Below are 23,936 nucleotides of genomic sequence, written 5' to 3'. Positions count from 1 at the left end.
TTTTCTTGCTCACTTTTCATCATCGCGAACGTTCAATTACGATCTGATTGCATTTATTAGATTCCACTCTATTTTGTGAGATCCAAGTCATATAAAAATGACACACTTCCGACTATACCCTTTAGGAACCTCTACAACAAAAGGGATAAATATGGATAGGACCACCATACTTGTATATGACACATTGATGGATCTCACTAAGACCGCGCCAGATGAACACGCTAAAATTCGTCAGAACCTATACGATCAACTTAACTTGCCATTTAACAAGCAACTGACGTTATACGCACAAGTTCTGGCCCCAGCGAGCTCAGGAAAACTTGAAGACAGTAGCGATATTGATAACGCGCTAAGCATTGCAATGAGAGTAATTGAAACACCTGAGCATTAAGTCATTCATCATTTTCGCTTTGCTGTCGCATGATTTAAGCGTTCATTAGCCACATCTCTAAAATCAATATAAGAGTCCATGATGGCTTCATTGACTCTTATCTTATCAAAGCAAAAGCTCGCTTAATCCGTATCGCATTGTGACCCTGTCTGCCATATGCGCCAGTTCCCGATATTTAAATGATTCTCCGCCGTGTTTACTTAAGTAAGTTAGGAAGCAAAGAATAAGTTGCCCATCAGACAAACATAAGCCCTTACTGCGACAAATGTACCGATAATTTGTCCCTGTCGTTTGCGATGTAAAAAAGCCCGCTAATGAGTCGGCGGGCTTTTTCATTTCTGAGCGACTTAAAATATCACTGAGTTACTTCTTCATAAGATAACTAGCAACAGCTTGATACGCTGGCAATGACGTTGGATCTATCTTTGAGTTTGCGGCCGAAGGAAAAGATGAGAATCGTACAATAACCATTTCAGCGGTCGGATCGACGTATATTGTCTGCCCATGAACACCACGAGCAGCGAAAGCACCATGCTCGTTGTGCATAACCCACCACATACTGCGATAACTGCCGCCTTCAAGTGTTTTGTACCCAGCCTTTGCAAACGCTTTTTTATCTCCACCGGCCTGTATGTTTGTTACCACCTTTTTGGGGAACAGCTGTTGGCCATTGATTTCTCCACCGTTCAACATCAATAGACCAATTCGTCCTAGGTCACGTAGACCAGCACTAAGACCACCACCCGCGAAAGGAACACCCTTGGCATCCACCGTCATGTACCCATCTTGCTCTGCACCCATTTTTAACCAGATCCGCTCTGACAGTAAGGTCGCCATATCCTTTCCAGTGACTTTGGATATGATCCAACCTAAAGTGTCCGAATTAACGGTTTTGTAGCCGAAAGCCTCACCATGACTAATAGTGTCCTTTTTAACCGTTTTCAGATACTCAAAGTAACCGTTAGGGCCATCATAATCTTTTGCTTTTGGCAACGGGCTCGCAGCCTTTGAATAAACCCAGATATCTGCGTTTGGATCAGCATAGTCCTCACTGTACTTGAGCGAAGTAGTCATATCCATGACTTGCCTTACCGTGGCACTAGCAAACGCACTCCCTTTGAGGTCTGGGACAATCGTCTCGACTTTCGCATTAGGATCCAATTTTCCTTCGACAACAAGAATTTCAGCAAGCAGACCAGTGAGGGACTTGGTCATCGACATCGCGGCGTGCTTTCCCATATCGTTAAGACAGCCAGAATAGGTCTCGTATACAATCTTACCCTTGTGAAGAATGAGCATACCATCAGTATAATTAGCCGATAACGAATCTTTCCAACTCATTGTTTTTTCGCTACCTAATGGTTTGAACTTCACCTCATCGATAGCGCTATCCAGAGCATAGGTCATTGGAACCGGCGCGCCTATTCCGCGACTGACTTCTTTCGTCGGCATCAATTCACGAATATGACAAACAGTCCAGCGCATCTTTGGAAAACTGAAAAAGTCTGACTCTGGCTGCATAATGAGCTTATCATCAGGGACTGGAAATCCCTGCATCCAACCAAGCTTGACAGGGTTGGATTCGCTAGCGCTCAGAACAGGCGCCCCCTCCCCACTCGCTGAGATGAATGGGGAAAAAGTAGCGGCCAATGCTGCGAGGGTGGTCGCAGCTTTAGTAGTTGAAGACGACATTAATGAATCCTCCTTTCCAATTTGGGGCATATCCTCCTGCGGCACTTTTTATGCCCTCACCAGGAATTGAGATGCTTAATCCTGCGGTTAGATAAATGTTAGGGGTAACAATACGATTGTATTCAATAAAAAAATCATCCGATAGGTGCGCATTTGTAACGCCAGATACCACGGTTGATAGCCCATCAGAAAAATCTAACCTGGTGGCTTGTCCAAACTGTAACGGACTTCGAAGTACAGCCGCACGTACATGTGCATAACGCAATGTAACAGTATCTCGCATTGTTGGCATGATTCTAAAGCTCAGGTTATGTGACATTACGTTCGAGTTGATAAACACCATTGCGGACTTTGAACCTGTAGCCCAAGTGCTTGGTGAGCCATCGTAATAAAGTGGGTCGAAGCGTTCAATACGAGTGGTGTTTGGGTCATCACCCGAGAAGATCTGATAAGAGTAGCCTAAAGTAGGTTGCCACGAGTCGTCCGATAACGTGTATTCGGACTTGATACGCCCCCCCCAAGCACGAAGGTCAATGCGGTCGTTCCACTCATAGGCGAGGTCTAGCGCTAAACTTAAGTTGCTCAACGCACCGTCGAAACCATCCATTTTCCCATAGAAATTAAGCGCGTTCAGTTTAGCGCGCGCGTTAGGAATAATTATGGGAGCTCCGTTGCCGCCTGGTGCAGCCTTGGGATAAGCCGCGTCAGATTTAAGAACATGAATATAGCTAAGTCCAGCATACTCACCTTGTTCTCCATCCCAACGCAAGTCTAACCCATTGAGTAAGTTTTTAGTGTCATTGGAAGGTAGTTCATTTGGAGCCATGTAGAAGGCCGTTGTTGTGATGCCTCTTCCGGTCAACTTTGCAATAGCGGCTTTTTCCCATGCTTCTCGCGGACCAAACTTCAATGCGCCACGCTCAAAACCATCGGAGCCGCCGTTGGCTATCAACATTCCCGTCCCAAGTTTGAGTATTCTAGGCCCAAGCGAAACCTCTAAATTCCAATCACTAGAAAAGTTGGTCCGATAACCGAGGTAGAGCTCCTCTGGAGTGACTTTACCTGTGTTGCTTGCATCGAACGCGTCCGTTCCTGCGGTATAAGACCCGACTGCCGAGATCTTTCCGAACCAAGCGGATTCTGATGCGAAACGTCGCTCAAAACTGATGCCGGGCTCAGTATAAACTTCTAACCATTTTTCGTTTGCATTGTATTCCGTGTTTCCAGCTGCCAACTCTGCAAGGTCCCAAAAGAGGTTACGCTCAGCCACTGCGTTCACACCAAATTGAAAGTGCCCACGAACAGTCAACTGTTTAGTGTCAACAAACAACATGGGATCTGACACTGTCGATTCCGTTGCTATCGCAGGCGGACTGAGTAGTATTTCTGTCGCCATCACAAAGAATAAAAGTGGCTGACATACTATTTTGCTCTTACGAAATACAGAGGCATTACGCCAGAAACTTGCGCTATAGGGGTATTGATTATCGAGCATCCAGTGCATTCATTTTCCTTACAAAACAATAATTTGAATTAAGTGAAAAACGATATACCTATGACCTGAAGCGGTTGACTAAATTCTATAAATGGCTCATACGAAAACTATCATGTCCTTTCTTCCATTAGCCCTTACCTCTCAGTATCATATCTAGCGAGTATGAGAAGTCGGTTTACATCCCTTTTTTATCTTACATCTCAAGTAATAGCACAAGAATGATTTATAAGGCAAAGTTATAGCTTATCAGTTAGCCTTACATCAGCGCATTTCGCCCTACCTTAATTACGCTTAAAAAGCGTCCGTGATAACTTTATGGCTTTTTCTTATTGACGCGTTGTGACGCACACTCCGACAAAGCCCAAGAATGCCCTTGTTAGTTGAAGTTGTTTGGTAATCATTGTTATAACTAGGCGTATATAAATCATGGAAGATACACAATGCCTATTCATTTTCAGCAACTTGCAGCAAAAGGGAGTGCCTCTGCGCTCTCGATCGAATCCTGGCTCATCGACACTGGACACTCTTGGGGCATATTCAGCTCAGAGGGAGACATCGGCTCTTTACTCGGTGATTTAATCTGTGGCGAAATCAAACCCGAATCTGGCGTACTCGCTATCAAGGGTTTCCGTGTAGCACAGGTTTCGTTATCAGAGCAGCAACGCTTGCTCGAACAAGAAATTGAAAAAGATGACTCTGATTTTTTAGATAGAATTGACCAAGGTAGCAGCGTATACCAGCTCGTTTTTGATGTCTGTCAGGATGAGGCATTGGCTCTCCAACTGCTCGATGAACTTGACCTTGTACACCTTAAGTCAAGTGGATTTCGCGTGCTATCAACAGGTGAAACACGACGATTAATGCTGGCAAGGGCACTCGCCACCAAACCCAACCTCGTACTATTAGACAATCCCTTTGCTGGTTTAGATATCGCGCACCGTGCTTCATTGGCTGCCTACCTAGAATCTCTGTCCAAATCAGTGCAGATGCTGATCACCTTCTCTCGAGAAACAGACATGCCTGTTTGGATAGATCGCATTGCGCTATTCAACAACGGCAAACTCGACAGCACGATGGACAAAGCAAGTTGGGATAAGCACCCAATTATTGCTCAAATTAAATCTCAGTCTGAAAAACAGAGTGAAGAGATGATAAGCCTGATCCGTCACCACCAGCACTCAACGCATTTTGATAACCCACTATTCAAACTGGAGAACGGCAAAGTCGAGTATATCGATAAAACCATTTTTACCGATCTCAACTGGCGTATCGACAAAGGCAAACACTGGCAAGTAAAAGGACCAAATGGCTGCGGAAAGAGTACCTTACTGGGTCTAATATTTGGTGATCACCCGCAGTGCTACAGCAACAACATTCACATTTTTGGTAAAAAGCGTGGCAGCGGTGAAAGCATTTGGGAGATAAAGCAGCACATCGGCATGGTCTCTTCTGCTTTGCATTTACAATATCGAGTAAATTGCACTGCGCTAGAAGTCATTCTTTCTGGTTTCTATGACTCAATCGGCTTGTACTCGAAACCGAGTAAGAAAGAGATCAATATAGCTAAAGAATGGCTAGCGATTTTACATATGACTCAATACGACAAAACGCCATTTAAACAATTGGAATATGGGCAACAACGCCTACTTTTAATCGCTCGTGCAATCGTCAAGCAACCTACCCTACTGATTCTGGATGAGCCATACCAAGGTTTAGATTACTTAGGCCGTATTTTAGTGAAAAATACACTGGAGTTGATCGCGAAAGAAAACCTGAGTCAGCTCCTCTATGTTTCTCACTATCAAGAAGATGGGTTATCTAGTATTCGTAACTTTTTAGAGTTTAAATATGACAAGGATACAGGGGCTTATAAAGGCTACATTACATCCCAATAAACTGAACATGGCTGACGCCAGATATCGAATCAAACAATGAGATCGCTTGATTCGTTTCTTGTTTTTCTCATTTTCAACCGTTTGCTACCTAGACTAACCGCACGATAACACCTCTGATTAAGCAAACGAGTGCGGTTCGTTTCTAGGGATTCGTTTTCATTTCCCACTTTCTCATTTTATGAGAATATCCTGATTTAATTATTTTCCTTTTCTCAGCAACTAAGAATTATAGTTGTTGCATACTCATTATCACGTTACAACACTCTCATGACGATAAACAAAGCCAACGCTAATCAGGTAAATGAAAAGGCGCTGCAGTTGCTAATGCAAGTTGCGGTTAGCTCATTCCCAGTCTCAGCAAAAACGCTCAGTGAACAACTGAACGTGCCTCTTAGTAGTCTTTATCGGCACTTAAAACTACTAAAAGAGTGGAACCTGATAGAGGAAAGCGTACACGATAAAACCTTTGTCGTCGGCCCGGCGGCTTTACTATTGATGCACAGCTACGAAACTGCGCAACATGGCCTAGATATGGTCGAAACCATTTTGGCTCGATTAGTTCAGCAGACCGGTGAAATGGCAGCCTATATGGTGCCATCAGGTTATCGTGCACTTTGTGTCAGACAAAAAGAGAGTATGCAGGCGCTTCGATGCAGCTATGTCCAAGGACAAAGTCAACCATTGCTTCGTGGTGCCTCATCTAAAGTGATGTTGGCTTTCATGCCTCAAAGCCGTTGTGAGAAAATTTTACGCCATTTTGGCCAAGATCATCGCCTCAGCGATTGGGAGCAGGAGCTCAACATCATAAGAAAAAACGGATACGCGGTTAGTACATCAGAAATCGACCCGGGGGTTTCAGGCATCAGCGCACCAGTCATGAAAGGAAGTAAATTGATTGGAGCGGTCTCAGTGATGGCCCCGGCTCACCGAGTCGAAAAAGACAAACAACGTATTATTTTACATGTGTTGCAGGCAGCAAGGGCGTTGCCACCAGAAAGGTAATTCATCATGTTGAGCTTTTTCAAACGCTACAAACTTCATCGAGAAAAAAAACAGATTCACCACTACCCTTTTTCATTTATGACGGTATGTGAACGCATAACACCGATGACTAATAACGCGTTTGAATTAGCGGACCAGAGCCTAGAAAATGCTAGTGACTGGCTATACCAACAGCATGATCAAAATTGCGCGGCTAACCTAGGCCACTTTTCCCATAAGCAGATCGAGCAAGGATACTTCCAAGAAGCGCTGAGTCTTTCACTCTCGCGCCATTCCATCCCTGTCATATTGTCCAACTGTACCGAAGCTATTCTCTCTATGCTACCGATTGTGGTATCTGACCAAGATGAGATTGGCATCATCAATATCGGGCACAAAATGAACCTTAAGCCAACGCTTGAGCCTTGCCTTGGTTCTGCTTATCACTTTGCCCTATCACGATATCAAAATGTTCGCCTGTTTTTCGCAGGCGTCAGTACACAACACACCAAGCAGTCAACGTTGGAATATGCAGAAGATCAAGGATGTGACTGGGTAACCGATCGTGAGTTTACTTTTCGTCACCGCAATCATTTAAAGCAGCAGATAGCCAACTACCTTGATCACTGTGACAGTGCAATCATTACCATCGATCTTGCCTCGTTACTGGTCAAAAGTAACCTAGATGGAGCCCCTGCTCTCGACTTGCAAATGATGCTTAGAACTATTCGTCTCTGCTTAGTATCCGGGAAGGTAAAAACGATTCAGCTCGTTGGAGATAGTGAGCACCTTGTGTACTCAAAGCAAACCAAGGCCATTTTGGAAGAGTTGTACCAAATGGCGCCGCTGATTGATCATGCCGCTTAACACTTTCTAAATTGGGCAAAAGTCGGTACACTCCGTGCCGACTCCAAAAACACATACTTTAGAACTACTTATAGCCAGATAAATAGACCATAAGTGCGACGCAGATCCATCAGAAACTATTGAACTAAGATCACACTTGAGCTCTAATGCTTTAAGATTATGACTTGAGAACTAAAATGAATAACAATCAAGTCGACAGCGTGGGCTGCAACACAATAATAAAAACCCTCGCCTTGTTCATATTTCACACGCTTGCCGCCATTAAGAACAATCAGAATTAGGATTCTTAATGAAGCTATTACACACTTTCATGGCATTGCTCGCCGTTTTGCCATTCGCCGTTGGGGCAAAAGTTTATGATTTGGCAACGATCACTGCTTGGGATAGTGTCGAGTTTTGCGAATCAAAGAATATGTCTATTTACGAAGATACAATGCATGGTGTTATTTACTATTGCCCAGCAAGCATTACATTGAAAAATGGCGATTCTATAATCAATTCTGTCGATGAAAAATCTCTATTAAAAGCGTCATCAAAAGTCACATTTGAAGGTAACAATACCGTCGGTAGCGAATCTTCTTCTGTCTCAATCGCGACAGAATCGCCTACTGCAGGAGGTATTTTCTTCCGCAATGATGAACAGTCAAGATCGTCCATATATGGAAGTATGGATTCCCCACGAGACATTTCTCTCACCAATATAACAGTTGTAGGTTCTATTAAAACAACAGATGGGTTTGTAAATATTACAGGTGTTGACAATATTATTGACGGCTCTGTCACCGCACAAAAACAGGTTGAAATGCATGATGTTACCATATACGGCGATGTAACATCAGGAGGTTCTGGCATTGAAATTTTAGGAGAGCAAAATTACATCGAGGGATCTTTGAATGCGCTCTCCCACCTCTCTATTACAAACACATTGGTTGGTGGCTCAGTAACGTCTGGTGGTGCAATAACCGTAGATGGAGAAGGCAATATAATTAATGGTGATGTTACCTCACTGCATAATACTCTATTGCATAATACTGCTGTTTGTGGAAATGTTAAGTCCGACGGTGTATCCTTCTATTCTGAATCAGCGTCTAACGTAATCGTTGGCAACATATTGACCAAGCAAAACATCGAACTTCAAAATACAGAAGTCTTTGGTTTTATGGCTTCTGAAGGGGGCAGTGTAAGTTTAGACTCAAGTTTCCTATATGCGAATAAAGTCGCTGTCAATGTATTTCAACAGGCTACTGTCAATGGCACTGGCGTTGTCTGCGGTGACATCACGGCCTATAGCATTGATAGTGCCATCACTCGTTACTGCGGCATTGATGAACCGAATTGTACTTACGCTTCGAATGCCTGCCCAGAGATAGATGTACCCGTTTGTGAAATAAAGCCGCCATCAGAAGACGATTTTGAGCTTGTCGTTTCCCCACATGACGACATGGCATTGATGTGCGGAGACACGCTGCCACAATTTACCGTTACCACCACCAACAACGGGAAACCCGCGAGTGCGAAAGTAACCGCCGCCCTATCTCACCCTCGTCTATTTACGCTAAAAGTTTTAGAAGGAGAACAAGATGGCGACAGTTACCTTTCAACTAACGAGGGGACGCTATTGCTGGAAGTTATTCCCAAAAATATTAAACAACTGGAACTTGGGGCGACCTACACCCTAACCTTCACCATGACGGATGATCTTGAGAAAACCCAAACCGTCAGGTTCATGTTTAAACCGTTCATGTTTGAGGCGTATTCTAAAGATCGTAGCACATCAGTTGATGAGATCACTGTCATTGCAGGTAAATCACAAATCGTCAATACGCGTCTTTTAGCTTGCTCAGCAACCGGAGAGCAAATAATCGCGACAAACTATGATGGCGTGCCAACAGTGACCAACAAAGTCATAAAACCAGCCAATGGTCAGAACGGTCATTTCACATACTCCGCGGATTTTACTGATGGCGAATCAAGCCATGGTCTGATCACCAATGAGTCTGGCTTGTTCAATGTGACACTGTCCGACACTTTTACTTGTGAAGGGTATCAAGAGTGTCCGGATGAAGGCGTGGTAAAAGTGACAGGTACGTTTGATGTGAAATCACGCCCATGGACTTTAGCGATTTGTGATGGCTCGCATCCCCTTACTGCTGGTACTGCTGATTCCGGAGAGGGCTTTATTGCGGCTGGCGAAGAGTTTTCTGTCACCGTTAAACCGATTATCTGGCAATCCGGAGGATCACTGGCAGGCCCTGTCGACACTCACCGCTACTGCAATGCAGAGGTCACCCGTAACTTTATGCTGGAGGATGCGCCTGCTGCGAGCATTGTGCTTTCTAGCCAACAGGAAACCCCCATTCAGACCGCTGCGGGTCAGAGTAGATTGCTAAAAAGCACGCAAGGGTTGGTAAAATCACACACTGATACTACTGACAACGCATACACTTTTTCCCAACTCTATTGGGAAGAAGTCGGTAGCTTGCGTGTTAAAACAAATCTAAGTGGTCAATATTTGGGATTGACCGTTAACGAGGGTTACCGAGATATTGGTCGTTTTTATGCGAAATACTTTAAAGCACACAATGTCGACTGGACTTACCCTACCAATCAAGATTTTGTCTATATGAATCAACCATTAGAAAAGATTTCTTATGATGTCGTGGCTCTGAACGCAAAAAAACAAAATATCCTCAATTACATTCATTTTGCACCTCATTTACGTGAACACTTTAACTTGGGAGAGTTAAGCAGTTATAGCGACCGCTTTATCCCACCTCGTTCAACTCAAGGGGAATGGAATAAGGTCGGTAACGCAAGCATTGGAACGTTTACCGTTGCCAAAGCCGCATCGAGCGCAACATGCTTGAATAGCCCTTGTTGGGAGAAAGACGAAACCGATGGGCAATATCCAGATGGCCCGTTTAACCATGCGAATAACGTGTCTGTAAGTAAAATTGGTTTAACGTACGACGAGACTAATGTCGTTGATACGATCCATTTTTTTGATGGTCAACACGTGTTCGATAAACAACCTGATGCGCGCTTTGGTCGACTCAATTTTAAAGATGTTGGTGGTAACCAAGGGATGACGATCCGTGTACCGCTTGACGTTGAGGTTTGGAAAAATGGTCGGTTTGTTACTCACTTCAATGATAATGCGACAACGGTCAATGGTGAGCATTATACCCGTACACCAATTTGGTCAAACTCCTCAGCGGACAACACCCTTCTCACCGGCAGTGGCACTATGCTAGCAGGCCGAACTTATGGCATTGTCGCCAATCAAATTGATTCTGCACGGGAGCAAGTTCGTTTCCATCTTGATTTAAGCATCGCTGGGAACAATTTACCTTGGCTCAAATATAACTGGGATAAAAACAGCATTGAGGAAGATAACCCGCCGACCGTTGTCACGTTTGGCATTCACCGAGGCAATGACCGAATTATCTATCGAGGTGAACCGAACTTTATAGGTATGACCCGCTAAACTAGAGCCCCTGTAACCAACGCTGCAGAGATGGCATGGCTAGTCCACACTTTGTTGTCGGCTTACCAGATAAAGCGAATGCTTTTCACGGCAATCAATGACCGTCAGAAGTAGCGTTAGGAATACGCCTCTCATTTGTAAGAGGCGTAGATATTTTATGAAAACCGCCTCAGTCCCAATGTGACATAGATAGTGACTCAGCCTCTTCCACGAGTTGTACGCCATCCTCAGCTAAAAGATATCGATTGAGAACTAAATAGATTACGGCACTGCGAACCTTGTTCACATAATCCTCTTTGCTAGGGTAGCGCTGGGCAAGTTCTTCAGATGAAAATGGCTCAAACGTCCCTCCATTAGCAAAGAATATTCCGCCACCTCCCGCATAGGTGAAATCGATTCCTCCATACTTTCCTAGCGGCCCTCCCACACTAGTCAATAAACTCTGTTCGAAGGTCGTGGACATATGAGGTAAACGAATACCTCTGTCTGCGCTTCCATCACCATTTTCATCCGCTGTATAGATATCCCCACCGCTCCAACTCATCGCCGTAGCATCATTTCTTAAATCCAAAAATGACACTGGTGCAGCGTGCACAGGAGATGAGTGCATAAGTCGGCTCTTGGCTGGTGTCACCCCATGTTTAACCTGTAAATACAGGTTCCAAAATGACGCTCTGACAGCAGGAACGACAGAAATAGGGTTTTGCTTAAAATCAAGCCCTAAACCACCAAATAAAATATCAAATGGTAAAAAATTGGCGTCAATGTGAGCGAGACCAGCATAATCATAAATAGTAAGGGACTCGGAAGGCTGCCTTAATGCCCCGCGGCCTAAAGAGAGTTCAATCTCACTTTGAGTGTTAAATGCTACAGTCGGGACATGCTTCTTCGGTGGTTCCGTACAATCTCGGTAAAGCCAAGGAAAGTCGGCGTCTTGAAGTGATCGACAAATGCCTCCGGCAACGCCCAAAAACAGGCCATCAAAGATAGGATCCGACGGTTTGCCATTGAGCTCCATGGTTAACATATCCGCAAGTAATTTCCCAGTTTGAGACCAACCAAAGCCGATGGTCTGATGGATTTTACAAGCACGTATTGAGGGAAGGTGCTTGGTAAGTTTTCCTTTGCGAATCGCTTCAGAAAACGCTTGCAAGACGATATATCCATCTGTGCCTCGCTCCATATAACCGTTTGAAATATGGTCAATAACATTTTTATTCCACTGGATACCGAAATAAGTAAAACTCTGGCCAGTGCTTCTACCAGAGATTATGTCTTCCCCTAGGAACAATTGAGCAAAGTTAAGTGGTGTATAGCCAAGGGGAGTAATAGGGAATTCAAATAGTACGCTATTAACGACATCGATTATGGCCGTGTTATTACACTTTCCCCTAGGCACTAACGCTGTAATAGGAACCGTAAAGTAACCTTGAGAGCCATCGGGACGAACAAAGTCAGACGAAAAATCAGCACTAATTTGGAAATAAGGCTTATCGACCAAATTGGTCTCATTAATATCAATATTTGAAAATGGCGAATTTGCGTAAACTGAAAAAGTGAGTGCATAACACAGACACACTGCGTATTTCATGAGGGTTGATCGTTTCATAGCGGCACTCCTATACTGAGGACGCTCTTTGTTAATGACATAGTTATCACTAACAGTCTAGTTGAGTCATTGGTTGGCGCAATACGCTGACGGCCTACCCTGATGGCATCACTAAACTGCAACCTGAACGATTCACAACCAAAAAAAAATGCCCCTCAACTTGAGGGGCATTGTAAATAAACTTTATTTAACGTCGCGACGTGCTTTAAGTCGTTTCACCATCGCTAAACGACGCTCTGCTGAGCCTTGGTCTGTCGCCGACTGGTTTGGATTATTGCGGCGGCCTTGGCGATTCTTAAACGCAGGTTTTGAATTCAACTTGTCAATGTATGACTCACGCTGTTTAGGCTCATAGCCTGCAAGCTCAATGCGACGAATACGCTGTTGGATCAGGTTTTCAACCTGAACTACCGTTAGCTCTTCTTCTCGGTTAACGAAAGAGACCGCATGACCTTGTTTGCCAGCACGACCAGTACGCCCAATGCGGTGAACGTAATCTTCCGCTAGGAATGGCATGTCGTAGTTTACTACGTGAGGTAAGCTTTCAATATCCAGACCACGAGCAGCAACATCTGTTGCCACCATCACGCGTACTTTGCCTGTTTTAAATTCTTCTAGCGCACGACGACGAGCACTTTGCGCGCGGTCACCATGGCACACTACTGCCTTGATTCCATCTAGCTTAAGCTCTTTTACTACGTCGTTCGCCGTTTCTTTGTAGTTCACAAAAACCAACACTTGTTGCCAGTTTTTACGTCCAATCAGTTCAGAAAGTAATTCGGTTTTACGCTCTTGATCCACTGGGTAAAGAACGTGTGCAACCGTGTGTGCAGTGGTGTTTGCACGCTCTACTTCGATACGCTTTGGCTTACGCAGAATATCTTTTGCCAAAAGGTTAAGTTGGCTAGAGGTTGTTGCAGAGAACATCATGATTTGTGGATCTGTATCCACATCTAGCATGATCTTACGAACAGCGTGGATGAAACCCATATCCAAAATACGATCTGCTTCATCAAAAACTAGGAATTCTAGCTGAGCAACTGACACGTTACCCTGTTCAATGTGTTCTTCCAAACGTCCAGGTGTTGCTACCAAAATATCAACGCCATTTTCTAATGCGGTAACCTGAGAAGACATCTTACGACCACCAAAGATAGCCGCGACAGAGAGATTGGTGTATTGGGTGTACGCCTTAATATTGTCAGCGATTTGTTCCGCTAGTTCACGAGTTGGTGCCAAGATAAGTGCACGCGCGGTTTTGCGAGAAGCACTACGACCACTATCCAACAATTGTTGGATCATTGGTAAAGAAAAGGCTGCGGTTTTACCTGTACCTGTTTGTGCGGTAGCGAAGATATCATGGCCTTTGCGAGCCATTGGAATCGCCTTCTGTTGAATTGGCGTTAACTTCTCATAACCGCATTCTGCCAGTGCTTTAACCACTTCTGGCGCAAAACCTTGAGATGAAAATGACATTGAGCGTATTCCTTAAACAAACCACTTAAATAGCGTTAAAAATTTTAGCCGTGCACTATAACTGAATTTAAGTGATTTATCTCACTTTTTCATCTGTTAGCGCAAAAACTATTGGGACGACAAGAGAGCAACACCAAAGTCTCTCTATTAAGCGCTCTCCCCTCGTCATTCATCACGTTTAGAGAGCATGAGATGCCGGACTAAATCCCGAGCAGTGACTCGGGGCTTCGGCTATTTGATACCGCACAGCTTTAACAAGATACCTTCTAATTGTTCCCAAGGCATAAGTTGTGAGTCAATGACCTCTAATCGAGATTCAAAACCTTCAAGGCTAATCTGATTCACTGATACTACCCCATTGGCAACGTTGAATGCATAGCAGCCTTGGTCTGTATTAACCACCGCTTTGACACGTTCAGCAGTCAAATCAGAAAGCATTAAGAACAGTTGGTCAAAATCGAATTGGTACTCCGCACCAACCAACCAACCACAACTAAAGTAACCTTGGCCTTTATTTTCCTTACGGATGAACGCTTTACCCGGCGGCAACTGGAACTGTGGTTCTTGCTCTGCATGTTCATGATGATGGGATTCAATATGCGAAGACGCACTACCTTGTACACGTTCAATATCCAACACTTCTATTGGCAAGTCACCATCGTGAATCAATTTGCTGAACACTTTTGCCGGAGATTGTTCGATGATCCAATCGTTAAACACGTCAATATCATGACTAGAACACAAGTCAACTTTACTGCCGATCACCACATCGGAACTGTCTAGCTGATCAACAAAATTTTGGTTTGATAAGTACTTTTCATTACTCAAGTTGCGTGGGTCCACCAGCGCGATCGTAGCTTTTAGATCAACATAAGGAAGGTATTGTTCTGAAGTCAGTGTTGCAACCACCTGTTTTGGGTGACCTAAACCTGTTGGTTCAATAAGCAGGCGATCTGGTTTTTGACGTAGCAATGCAGTAATACCAACTGACATCGGCACACCTGCAGTGCAACACATACAGCCTCCTGGCACTTCTTTGATCAACGCACCTTGGTCTGTCATCAAGGCACCATCAATACCGATTTCACCAAACTCGTTGACCAATACCGCCCAATTTTCATTCTCTGGTTTATTTTTCAGTAAATTGAGAATAGTGGTCGTTTTACCAACGCCTAGAAATCCCGTCAGTATGTTGGTAGGAACTCGATTTGACATGCTTTTCTCCGACACGCTTGCGCATTAATACTCTGCGGAAGTATACGGAGAATGTCGTTTGCTTCAACGCTTTTTCTTACCAGGATCTAAGCCTTTTCGTAGAGCACTTGCTTTCGTTTGTTGATATTGCTCATAGTAACCCAATGCATCCACACTTTTCACACCAGACAAACACACACTGGTGTGAATCACACAGGTAAAAAACGCCACGATGGCAATGAGAATAGGAAACAGCCCAAGCGTATCTTCATATTTCAGGCTAGCAATAGCCAAAGCAAAAACACCGAGCTCTCACTCGGTGTAATCTTATGTTATGGCAAGCAATGATTAGCAAATTTGCCCTGCCATGATGGCAAGGTCTTTTTCATTCTTTAACGTAGCCTGAGCAACCAAACGCAAACCTTCAACAATCACATCTAAAGACATAGTTGGCTGATTTCCCGTCGTATCTTGTTCGGGCAACAATGGGATATGCACAAAGCCATGGCCAATATTTTTATCACGTAAGTAATGCTGAATGCCGTAAAAAACGTGGTTACAAACAAACGTACCTGCTGTGTTTGATACCTGACACGGGATCCCTTGCTCTTGCAACGTTCGCGTGATTACTTTTATTGGCAACGTCGAGAAATAAGCATCAGGTCCATCCATGACGACGGGTTCATCAATGGGTTGGTTTCCGCCGTTATCCGGAATTCGGAAATCATCCACGTTGATTGCAACACGCTCAGGTGTGATGCCAGCACGACCTGCGGCTTGGCCGATGGTAATCACATAGTCTGGTTGGTGTATCTCAATTGCAGTAATGATGGTATCTAAAGATTCATAACGTGTTACCGGGACTTCACATACAACGATCTCGCCACCATCAATCTTTGCGTTCGCCAGTTTATTCACTGCTTCTAGTGCAGGGTTAATTGACTCACCACCAAAAGGCTCAAAACCCGTAATTAGTATTTTTTTCATCATTATTTTCAAAACGCAAAGGGGGATATAACAAAAACCTTAAAGGTCACAATTGCCTTATTTGGCACAGCCATAAACCGCATCATACCAATACAATACGCAATAACGTTAACCAATTGCATGTGTTCTGAGAGCATCATCTTTACGATAGTGCACAAAGTACATAAATCATTTAGCGTTATTTATCCGCAAGATTATGCCCAAGTAACATCGAGATACTTGCCCTAAAAGAGTGAGTTGAGTATAAAATTGTTTGCGTGATAAGGTTATTGAGGGAGAGGTATTGGTTTATCTTAATAACTTCGTTAGAGTACGCGACCATTATGTATCTACAATCCGAAGAGATGGAATACAATGAACATTGATAACCACATTATCGAAACCCTAGAAGAGCTAGAAGCGTTTCTTCATTTGATAGAGAGCGGCGCACTAGGCCTTGACGGCGTAACTGGCGTTGCTCTTGCTACCAGCAATACCGATGGCCGACCATTTGTTGCGGTACTAGGCGACAAACATCAACTTCTACTTGGTCGCTGGGTTTCCCAACACGTTTACGACAACGGTAAAGATATCATTCGTAACGGTGTGAACAAAAAACATTAATCAATCCAACCACCAAGCTCAATCATCTATTTGAGCTTGGTGGTTATACCCTACCTTTACAACAGTAAATCCATTCCAAACAGCCTATTAATCGGCTTTAGAATCACATTTTTCCAGTTCCGCGTTAAAACGTTGGATAAACGTTCCTGTATCCTCGTACTTAGTAAACACCATAAAACCGTCACCCTGATTAACGAAAAACTCCAAGACGTCCCCCTCAATATTAAGTGTGAGATCACTATTGAATGAGGCATCAAGCATCACGCCATACAACACCGTCGATGGTGTCATATTAAGATAATTCGCCTTTTTCTCTGGATTTAAAGCGTTCTCGTATGCCAATTGTAGTGCTTGTGCGTTTACGTTATCGCCTAGATAGAGCACTCGCCATCCATTATCACGTTTCAGTACAAACGACGGCTGACCAAACTGAGTCTCTATTGCGGACAGTACCGCTGAATTACTCTCAGCAGTTAACTTAACTAAGCCTGAAAAATCCATGACAGACTTACCTTTGTAGAGACGAAAACCTGCGCGAGTTATCCCATCCTTTATGTCTTGCAAAGGTTGACTGTTATACGTCGTAATACCATAGATAGGAAAAGGGTCGAGATCATCAGGAAACTTGTTGAAATCCGCAAGAGACGTAATTTTTACCAACGGTTGAGAGCACGTGACAATACTGTCAGTCTGGAATATACCCGCAGGACCAATGAAGCCATCATCATAACCTCTATCAAATTCAAACTTCCCCTGATTCATTGAGGTGGCTACGCCTTTATCATTTTTTTCTACGACAAAAGCATCGACTTTGAACTTAAGGTTATTTATTGATGCCGCCTCAACAGTGTTACCAGTCAGTTTTATCTCTTCTGCTAATACTTTGCATGAGATCAAACTGGACATAACACCAATAATAAACATGACTCGATTCATCGTTACTGTCCTTAATTCGACTAATTGTATAAAAATGCCTTGCGCCCCATGCGAGCAGGCATGTTTTATGCGTGGATTTCCTAATTATAGTGGTAAACTAAAATTGACCACAGTTTTAGAATTTTCCCAATATAATCGTTCTGATTCATTGGCAGTTAGACCACCGTTATACTTATGTAGCCTGAGTTGGCTGTAATATCCAATAATGTATCTTGTTGAGCCTCAACGAAACTACGATAACCCACTGTTGGCACCCATCCTGTTTTCAGACTTCTAAAGAAACGCTCCATCGGTGCATTATCATTACCCCAACAATTTTCTCTGCGAGATAAACTCTGTTTTATTTGAAACGCCACAGTAATTGACGGTTTTTACGGTTGGTATAGTGACTGTATTGATCGCTATGGAACATGACGCCTTTAGGCTTACCACAAGCCTCATACGCCATCAAAAGGGCTTTGCTTGTTAGTCGAGTATCAGGTGATAAAGGCATTGACCAACCAATTTTCGGGCAAAAAGGTCGATAACAACTGCTAAATACATCCAACGATTTCCCGTCCAAATATACGTCACATCACCCACCCTGCTCTCATTCGGTGCTGTAACCGAAATCGGTCGACCGGTAGTGGGTTGGAAAACTTGAACACTTAGCTAAAGTGCTAGCATGAGGAAATATAAGTCAAATTCAAAGAATTTAGAAAGCATGTTCAACCCCTCACTTTGGGGGAAAGGTCAGGTATTGTGAGTTGAACATTGTCATTTCACAGTGAATTAGTTTGGCTAGACTTCCCCTTTGCCTACTAAAAGCACAATCGAACTGGCTGCTATTGTCAAACTGCCTATTTTAAACCAAAATAACACTGTATATATAAACAGCACTATTTATGAACGTTATTCCTATTTCTGCCAGTGCCGGTATCACCGGTTTTGAATCCCCTGCTGCTGAGTACCGCCAGCTATCTCTCGATCTCGATGAGTTATTGATCGAGCATCCAAGTGCGACTTTTCTAGGGCGTGCCAGTGGTGACTCGATGCAAGGTGTCGGTATTTTTGATGGTGATATCTTGATCGTAGATCGCCATGTGGCACTCAATAATATGGATGTCATCGTGGCGAACTTAAACGGTGAGTTTGTCTGCAAACTGCTTGATATAAAGCATCGCCAGTTACTTTCAGCTAATCCGATTCATGCGCCGGTTCTGGTGCAAGATTGCGATACCTTTTCGGTTGAGGGTGTGGTGATTCGTTCTATTCGTTGCCACCGAGCAAGCCACTTATTAAGGCAAGAGTGATGTTCGCCCTAGTCGATGCCAATGCGTTCTATTGCAGTGCAGAGCAAGTCTTTCGACCTGAATGGCGTGGTAAGCCGTTAATCGTGTTATCTAATAATGATGGTTGTATCGTGGCGGCTAACCGCCAGGCAAAAGAGGCCGGTGTCGAGAAGTTCAAACCCTACTTTCAAATGAAATCTCTCTGCGAGCAGCGTGGTGTGGTGGCATTATCTTCTAATTATGAGCTTTATGCGGATCTCTCTTCAAAAATGATGGAGGTCATTGGGCGCTTTGCACCAGAGCAGCATGTCTACTCGATTGATGAATCTTTTTTGTCGTTTCATCGCTGCGCTCCTGCGATCTCTTGTTTGCGTGAACACGGGATGTTATTGCGTAAAGCGGTTTGGCGAGAATGTCGATTACCCGTTTGTGTCGGCGTGGGGCCAACATTGACGCTGGCTAAAATCGCTAACCATGCTGCTAAAAAAATTGCCGGTTATGACGGTGTATGTGTACTGGACAGCAAAGACGAACGAGAAAAGGTGTTAGCACAGCTCTCTGTTAATGATGTTTGGGGAATTGGTAAAAAGCTTACATTACATTTAAAGCACCTTGGTATAACGACAGCATTGCAGTTGGCCAACTACCCTGCCCCTTTAGCGCGAAAGGTGTTTAATGTGGAGTTAGAGCGAACGGTGCGAGAGCTTAACGGCCAGGTATGCAAGCAATGGGATGAAGCAAGAGCAGATAAAAAGCAGATTTTCTCAACGCGCAGTTTTGGTGAGCGGATCATTGATGACGTCGCGTTACGTGAAGCGCTTTGTCAGCATGCCGGAATTGCATCACGCAAGGCAAGGCGACAAGGTTCTCTGTGTAAGGTATTGGTCTGTTTTGCTTCTAGTTCACCATTTGATGATACACCCTACAGTAAACGCATGATCCATCGTTTCCCCTACCCAACTGCAGATGTGACGCAAATTTCTAAGGTCGTATCGGAGTTCGCTAACCAGTTATTCTCTGAGGGTGTGCGTTTTTATAAAGTGGGCGTTGGGTTGTTGGATTTGCTTGATGGGCGCCAAGAGCAAGCCGATTTGTTTAACCCTACCCCAAACAATGCGCCACTGATGTCTTTATTTGATGGTTTAAATCAGCGCTATGGGCAGAACACGGTGTTTTTAGGCGCCCAAGGGATTGAGCAGAAATGGCAAATGCGGCGTCAGTTTTTAACGCCGCAGTACACTACGCGCTGGGCGGACTTGCCCAAGGTTCAGTGTTGAGGTATTTCAGAAAACTCTTTGACAGAACCACTTCGGGAACTTTGCTAATTTAGCACCACATCAAATAGCTCAAGTATGGAAAGTTCTTAATTGGTGTGTCCAAAACTGATGTCGAAGACCAGCTTTAAACCAACAGTAGATCATAGATTCATATTAAGGTCGCAGAATTTACCTCGCTAGTAGTTGGAGTTACTTTACTCTGCGTCCCGACTGGTAGTTCGGATCGCGTTGTAAGTCGGTCCACTTTAAACAAGTGTTAATCACAGAGTTTTTACATTTCATATATCTTTGAAATTTGGCATCAAACAAGCAGAAATTGTCTCTCCTTGATACTCTATCGAAGAAGCTAGCTCACCATTTATAACCACGTTAGGAACGCCCATTTTTGCCAAGTCGCGTGTTGAGTAGTACCACCCATGCGTTTCCTTTATTAATTGACATTTTTTTGAACTGGTTTGACCATAGACTGTGATGTCTGGGTCAACATCAATGTACTTAAAAAATGCATCTTCTTTTTCACGCAGTCGTGCTACAAACTTCATTAAGCCTTCTTTATCACCAGAAGGGGCCATCGCTTTCCAAATCTCATCTGACTGCCTTGGGCCTCCATGCCAACCAATAAGAGAACCATTCTTAATCAAGACCGTTTTGGCAGCTGGAATAACATAATTTGCACATGCAGAAAAACAAAGCGTATCAACTTCTATGTCTAGGTTATTTTCTTTGACAAAATACCCAAGTTCGATGCCTGAAAGCACATCACCGCCAGGGCTAGTGATTCTAAGCTTTTCAATCTCTGCACCAGAGTTTCGCACAACTCTTAATGCTTCCAAAACGCTATCGCCAGATATTGGACCGTCAAAGTTAAGGGTTTTTCCTGTGACCGATACATTATGTTCGGGCATGAAAATAACTGGAATACTTTTACAACCAGACAACACGGCTAGTGATACTAGTGTGAGACAAAGAAATCTCATTTTTTGAACTCCGTTTTCAGTTAGTTTAATTCTATCTTTTTGACGGTGCATGGGTTGCCAGCAGCCATACAGTTAGCAGGAATATCTTTCGTAACGACGCTACCTGCCCCAATAACTGCACCTTCTCCAATGCGCACTCCAGGAAGAACAATACATCCGTAACCGATCCAAACGTCATTGCCAATGATGACTGGCTCAGCTTTAATATTGTCAAGTTCATCCGGATGGCCTCGCTTTGTAAGCGCATGGCCGCTGCAATCCATAATCACGGTATTTGGGCCAAAAATCACATTGTTTCCTATTGAAACTTTGTCGTAAGCACAGATGGCAGTACCTTGGAGCACACACCCTTTGCCAATGACTATTTTTCCAAAAGGTTTGTCTTTAACTGAAACACTTGTCAGCTTGGTGACACCAGAAGGAAAGGCAGGAAAGTGGGATGATTCAATGTAACAGCCTGAATCGATAGCGATCACCTCATTCCCGTTTGGTAAAGCATCGAAGTCATTTGAGCCGACTTTAGTCAGAGTAATCGAAGGGCAACCAGAAAATGTTACCCAATTTTCCGAACCAAAGTATTTACTATATTGTTCCATCAATTCAACGTCAGATAATTCAGAATGATTATCTGGACAGAGTATTCTTTCGTGGTTATACATCTTGAGCTTCCTGCTTAAAATTATTTGGGATTTCCTGAACTAGACCACTATCCATAAGCAATACTCGATCAGCTGATGCTATAGTCTCTGGACGGTGCGCAATCATCAAAATAGGCGTATTGATTTCTTTAAACATCTGGCAAACAAACGACTCCGTATAGATATCTAAGCTACTTGTCGCTTCGTCCAACACTAGAAACTTAGGCTTTTTATACAATGCTCGTGCAATGAGAATTCTTTGTTTTTGGCCGCCTGAGAGGCTAGAACCCATCTCCCCAACCAGCGTGTGATAGCCCATGTTTAATCGTTCGATATCATCATGGACACCCGCCCTACGTGCGCACTCAACTAGCCAATCTTCGTCTAGATCACTAGCGAAGAACGTAATATTTTCGATTATTGAACCACTAAACAGCTGGTCTTCTTGCAAAACTGCACCAACTTGAGTTCTAAGAGATTTGGAGGCTGTCGATTTATTACCAAAGTAGTTAATGCTGCCCGATGTAACTGAATAGATACCTAATAACAGTTTAGAAATTGTTGACTTACCACAACCAGACGGCCCAACTAACGCAACAACCTCATCCCTTTTTACACTAAAACTTGCGCCGTTAAGAATTGGAGGCTGATCTTTTCCGTAGGAGAAGAAAACATTGTCAAACTCGATAACAGTATTGCTTGGATTATTGGTTACAACGGGCAACCCTAGGGCATCAGGAACACTTTCCGTTTCTTTCTCAGTTAAAACGATATCCGCTAAACGTTCGTTGTACACAGATAACATCTTAAATTCGAAATACTTATCGATTAATGAACTAATACTGGCAGAAAACCGACCTTGATATGAAAGAAAAGCCATAAGCATGCCGATTGTAAATAGTCCATCCAGTACTAAATTTGCACCGAACCAGAGAACCGTCGAGGAAACAAGACTAACAATCGTCACATTCATTGTGTTGTAGATCATCCCAAGCTTTTGCTCGTGTAGCTGAGCGTTTCTGCGATTAATATTGAGGTTCCGCCAAGACGACTCACGCCATGGCAGCGTCCCGTTAACTCTTAAGCTCAATACACCGCGAACTGTCTCTATGAAGTAGCTTTCTTCTTGCGTACTGGCTTCCCAAGTATTTTCTTCGGCGCGCTTAAAAGCACCAAACCACGCAAACCTGAGAGCGATGTAGCCTAGCGCCGCAGCAATCGCTATGAATGAGAGCTGAGGACTGTAAACCAACATAACCGACAGAGTACCAACCACTAAAACTAAATCGAGTAGGGCTTGAATAGCGCTCGTCGTTAACGTTTGTTGAATGACATCCACAGCTGAGAATTTAGCACTAATGCTCCCGATATCCCTTTTTTCAAACCAATCTATAGGTAATCGAAACAAATGATGGAAAACATTTGCCGCCCACTGCATGTTGAAATTCACGGACAGCTTGATGGTCGCCCATTGCTGAGCAAGGCCGATTAAGGTTTGCGTCGCGGTAACCATAAGTATGGATCCAATGACAAGTACAAGAAGATTTTTGTCATACCCAACCAACACTTCATCGATCACAATCTGGTTAAAGATCGGCAAAGTAAGCGCTAACACCTCTAAAACCAATGCGAACACAAAGATTCGACCTAGTGCTCCTTTAAGGCCAACGGTTTTACCAATTAGAGTTGATAGCTGAACCGCTTTGCTTTCAACTTTTTCCTCAAAGTCGTGGGTCGGTGTTAGTTCAAGCGCGATGCCTGTGAAATGCTTATTGACCTCATCATGACTCAGTGTCAATGCACCGTTGGCTGGATCGTGAATTTCAATTTTCTTGCCACTCACTTTTTTTAACACAACGAAATGATTGAGATTCCAATGCAAAATGCAAGGTGTTGCTAATTGCTCCAATTCATGTAGATCTAAACGTACTGCGCGACCTGAAAGCTTAAGAAGTGCACCGCACTCAATGAGCCGTGCAAATGACATCCCATGCTGGGTAATACCGCATTTTGCTCTTAGCGATCGCAAATCAGTTTTGTAACCATGCCAATCAGCAACCATCGCGAGGCATGCAATACCGCATTCAGCCTTTTCTGTTTGTCGGATTAAAGGGAGCTTCTTTCCCCACCCCCAGTCTATCAACCCTTCTGCATGCATGA

Annotated in this window: 19 protein-coding genes and 1 pseudogene; 8 read left to right on the top strand and 12 right to left on the bottom strand. The window is 43.8% G+C overall.

Annotated elements, in window-relative coordinates:
• Positions 1-151 precede the first annotated feature (151 nt).
• On the top strand, positions 152-391 hold the full coding sequence (locus AK965_RS16775; RefSeq protein ID WP_099080687.1) for a PAS factor family protein: 240 nt from the start codon (positions 152-154) through the stop codon (positions 389-391).
• Between the two features lie 363 nt (positions 392-754).
• Here the strand turns inward: AK965_RS16775 and AK965_RS16770 are convergent, their stop codons facing one another.
• Together AK965_RS16770 and AK965_RS16765 are read right to left on the bottom strand one after the other, a co-directional pair.
• Positions 755-2,083: a serine hydrolase gene (locus AK965_RS16770; protein WP_099080686.1), complete on the bottom strand. Its 1,329-nt coding sequence runs from the start codon at positions 2,081-2,083 to the stop codon at positions 755-757.
• On the bottom strand, positions 2,064-3,587 hold the full coding sequence (locus AK965_RS16765; RefSeq protein WP_216360620.1) for an alginate export family protein: 1,524 nt from the start codon (positions 3,585-3,587) through the stop codon (positions 2,064-2,066). Before AK965_RS16765 ends, AK965_RS16770 begins: the two co-directional genes overlap by 20 nt.
• Before the next feature lie 431 nt (positions 3,588-4,018).
• Here AK965_RS16765 and AK965_RS16760 point away from each other — a divergent pair, with 431 nt between their 5' ends.
• The 4 genes from AK965_RS16760 to AK965_RS16745 all read left to right on the top strand — a co-directional run bounded on the left by AK965_RS16760 (position 4,019) and on the right by AK965_RS16745 (position 10,808).
• Positions 4,019-5,473 (top strand): ATP-binding cassette domain-containing protein, encoded by a 1,455-nt coding sequence (locus AK965_RS16760; protein WP_099080685.1) that lies wholly within the window; start codon positions 4,019-4,021, stop codon positions 5,471-5,473.
• Positions 5,474-5,740: 267 nt separating this feature from the next.
• Positions 5,741-6,475, top strand: a complete 735-nt coding sequence (locus AK965_RS16755; RefSeq protein WP_099080684.1) for an IclR family transcriptional regulator — start codon at positions 5,741-5,743, stop codon at positions 6,473-6,475.
• Between the two features lie 6 nt (positions 6,476-6,481).
• Positions 6,482-7,321: an arginase gene (locus tag AK965_RS16750; RefSeq protein WP_099080683.1), complete on the top strand. Its 840-nt coding sequence runs from the start codon at positions 6,482-6,484 to the stop codon at positions 7,319-7,321.
• A gap of 289 nt (positions 7,322-7,610) precedes the next feature.
• Positions 7,611-10,808 carry a DUF6701 domain-containing protein gene (locus AK965_RS16745; RefSeq protein WP_099080682.1) on the top strand — a complete coding sequence of 1,066 codons (3,198 nt, stop codon included), beginning with the start codon at positions 7,611-7,613 and terminating at the stop codon, positions 10,806-10,808.
• A 169-nt stretch (positions 10,809-10,977) separates the two neighbouring features.
• Here AK965_RS16745 and AK965_RS16740 read toward each other — a convergent pair whose 3' ends face one another.
• From AK965_RS16740 to pcp, 5 genes are all read right to left on the bottom strand, one after another.
• Positions 10,978-12,417, bottom strand: coding sequence for an alpha/beta hydrolase domain-containing protein (locus AK965_RS16740; protein ID WP_099080681.1), 1,440 nt, complete (start codon positions 12,415-12,417; stop codon positions 10,978-10,980).
• A 183-nt stretch (positions 12,418-12,600) separates the two neighbouring features.
• Entirely contained in the window at positions 12,601-13,893 is a 1,293-nt protein-coding gene (locus AK965_RS16735) for a DEAD/DEAH box helicase (RefSeq protein ID WP_099080680.1), read from the bottom strand.
• Positions 13,894-14,124: 231 nt separating this feature from the next.
• Entirely contained in the window at positions 14,125-15,108 is a 984-nt protein-coding gene (locus tag AK965_RS16730) for a GTP-binding protein (RefSeq protein ID WP_099080679.1), read from the bottom strand.
• Between the two features lie 63 nt (positions 15,109-15,171).
• Positions 15,172-15,381, bottom strand: coding sequence for a hypothetical protein (locus tag AK965_RS16725; protein WP_099080678.1), 210 nt, complete (start codon positions 15,379-15,381; stop codon positions 15,172-15,174).
• Between the two features lie 54 nt (positions 15,382-15,435).
• Positions 15,436-16,074, bottom strand: coding sequence for a pyroglutamyl-peptidase I (gene pcp, locus AK965_RS16720; RefSeq protein WP_099080677.1), 639 nt, complete (start codon positions 16,072-16,074; stop codon positions 15,436-15,438).
• A gap of 354 nt (positions 16,075-16,428) precedes the next feature.
• Here pcp and AK965_RS16715 point away from each other — a divergent pair, with 354 nt between their 5' ends.
• Positions 16,429-16,677: a hypothetical protein gene (locus AK965_RS16715; RefSeq protein WP_099080676.1), complete on the top strand. Its 249-nt coding sequence runs from the start codon at positions 16,429-16,431 to the stop codon at positions 16,675-16,677.
• Positions 16,678-16,764: 87 nt separating this feature from the next.
• Here the strand turns inward: AK965_RS16715 and AK965_RS16710 are convergent, their stop codons facing one another.
• Positions 16,765-17,613 carry a hypothetical protein gene (locus AK965_RS16710; RefSeq protein ID WP_099080675.1) on the bottom strand — a complete coding sequence of 283 codons (849 nt, stop codon included), beginning with the start codon at positions 17,611-17,613 and terminating at the stop codon, positions 16,765-16,767.
• 84 nt (positions 17,614-17,697) lie between these two features.
• A pseudogene (locus tag AK965_RS16705) lies at positions 17,698-18,222 on the bottom strand (DDE-type integrase/transposase/recombinase); the annotation flags it as partial.
• A gap of 275 nt (positions 18,223-18,497) precedes the next feature.
• Between AK965_RS16705 and AK965_RS16700 the strand changes: the two are divergent.
• Both AK965_RS16700 and AK965_RS16695 read left to right on the top strand, forming a co-directional pair.
• Positions 18,498-18,905 carry a LexA family transcriptional regulator gene (locus AK965_RS16700; protein ID WP_099080674.1) on the top strand — a complete coding sequence of 136 codons (408 nt, stop codon included), beginning with the start codon at positions 18,498-18,500 and terminating at the stop codon, positions 18,903-18,905.
• A complete protein-coding gene (locus AK965_RS16695; protein ID WP_099080673.1) occupies positions 18,905-20,161 on the top strand; it encodes a Y-family DNA polymerase in 1,257 nt (418 codons plus the stop codon). The genes AK965_RS16700 and AK965_RS16695 overlap by 1 nt, the downstream gene beginning before the upstream one ends.
• A 278-nt stretch (positions 20,162-20,439) precedes the next feature.
• Here the strand turns inward: AK965_RS16695 and AK965_RS16690 are convergent, their stop codons facing one another.
• Genes AK965_RS16690 through AK965_RS16680 form a run of 3 tightly spaced genes read right to left on the bottom strand, consistent with a single transcriptional unit; the run spans position 20,440 to position 23,934 of the window.
• Positions 20,440-21,189, bottom strand: a complete 750-nt coding sequence (locus tag AK965_RS16690; RefSeq protein WP_099080672.1) for a hypothetical protein — start codon at positions 21,187-21,189, stop codon at positions 20,440-20,442.
• Positions 21,159-21,797, bottom strand: a complete 639-nt coding sequence (locus tag AK965_RS16685) for a DapH/DapD/GlmU-related protein (RefSeq protein ID WP_099080703.1) — start codon at positions 21,795-21,797, stop codon at positions 21,159-21,161. Before AK965_RS16685 ends, AK965_RS16690 begins: the two co-directional genes overlap by 31 nt.
• On the bottom strand, positions 21,790-23,934 hold the full coding sequence (locus tag AK965_RS16680) for a peptidase domain-containing ABC transporter (protein WP_099080671.1): 2,145 nt from the start codon (positions 23,932-23,934) through the stop codon (positions 21,790-21,792). Before AK965_RS16680 ends, AK965_RS16685 begins: the two co-directional genes overlap by 8 nt.
• Positions 23,935-23,936 lie beyond the last annotated feature (2 nt).

The sequence above is a fragment of the Vibrio sp. PID17_43 genome (assembly GCF_002608565.1).
Classification (GTDB): domain Bacteria; phylum Pseudomonadota; class Gammaproteobacteria; order Enterobacterales; family Vibrionaceae; genus Vibrio.
This window is presented reverse-complemented; position numbering and strand designations above follow the sequence as displayed.

Bases quoted from the DNA above. Each gene is read 5' to 3' on its own strand.
- AK965_RS16775 (WP_099080687.1), top strand. From the start codon at position 152: ATGGATAGGACCACCATACTTGTATATGACACATTGATGGATCTCACT.
- AK965_RS16770 (WP_099080686.1), bottom strand. From the start codon at position 2,083: ATGTCGTCTTCAACTACTAAAGCTGCGACCACCCTCGCAGCATTGGCC.
- AK965_RS16765 (WP_216360620.1), bottom strand. From the start codon at position 3,587: ATGCACTGGATGCTCGATAATCAATACCCCTATAGCGCAAGTTTCTGG.
- AK965_RS16760 (WP_099080685.1), top strand. From the start codon at position 4,019: ATGCCTATTCATTTTCAGCAACTTGCAGCAAAAGGGAGTGCCTCTGCG.
- AK965_RS16755 (WP_099080684.1), top strand. From the start codon at position 5,741: ATGACGATAAACAAAGCCAACGCTAATCAGGTAAATGAAAAGGCGCTG.
- AK965_RS16750 (WP_099080683.1), top strand. From the start codon at position 6,482: ATGTTGAGCTTTTTCAAACGCTACAAACTTCATCGAGAAAAAAAACAG.
- AK965_RS16745 (WP_099080682.1), top strand. From the start codon at position 7,611: ATGAAGCTATTACACACTTTCATGGCATTGCTCGCCGTTTTGCCATTC.
- AK965_RS16740 (WP_099080681.1), bottom strand. From the start codon at position 12,417: ATGAAACGATCAACCCTCATGAAATACGCAGTGTGTCTGTGTTATGCA.
- AK965_RS16735 (WP_099080680.1), bottom strand. From the start codon at position 13,893: ATGTCATTTTCATCTCAAGGTTTTGCGCCAGAAGTGGTTAAAGCACTG.
- AK965_RS16730 (WP_099080679.1), bottom strand. From the start codon at position 15,108: ATGTCAAATCGAGTTCCTACCAACATACTGACGGGATTTCTAGGCGTT.
- pcp (WP_099080677.1), bottom strand. From the start codon at position 16,074: ATGAAAAAAATACTAATTACGGGTTTTGAGCCTTTTGGTGGTGAGTCA.
- AK965_RS16715 (WP_099080676.1), top strand. From the start codon at position 16,429: ATGAACATTGATAACCACATTATCGAAACCCTAGAAGAGCTAGAAGCG.
- AK965_RS16710 (WP_099080675.1), bottom strand. From the start codon at position 17,613: ATGAATCGAGTCATGTTTATTATTGGTGTTATGTCCAGTTTGATCTCA.
- AK965_RS16700 (WP_099080674.1), top strand. From the start codon at position 18,498: ATGAACGTTATTCCTATTTCTGCCAGTGCCGGTATCACCGGTTTTGAA.
- AK965_RS16695 (WP_099080673.1), top strand. From the start codon at position 18,905: ATGTTCGCCCTAGTCGATGCCAATGCGTTCTATTGCAGTGCAGAGCAA.
- AK965_RS16690 (WP_099080672.1), bottom strand. From the start codon at position 21,189: ATGCACCGTCAAAAAGATAGAATTAAACTAACTGAAAACGGAGTTCAA.
- AK965_RS16685 (WP_099080703.1), bottom strand. From the start codon at position 21,797: ATGTATAACCACGAAAGAATACTCTGTCCAGATAATCATTCTGAATTA.
- AK965_RS16680 (WP_099080671.1), bottom strand. From the start codon at position 23,934: ATGCATGCAGAAGGGTTGATAGACTGGGGGTGGGGAAAGAAGCTCCCT.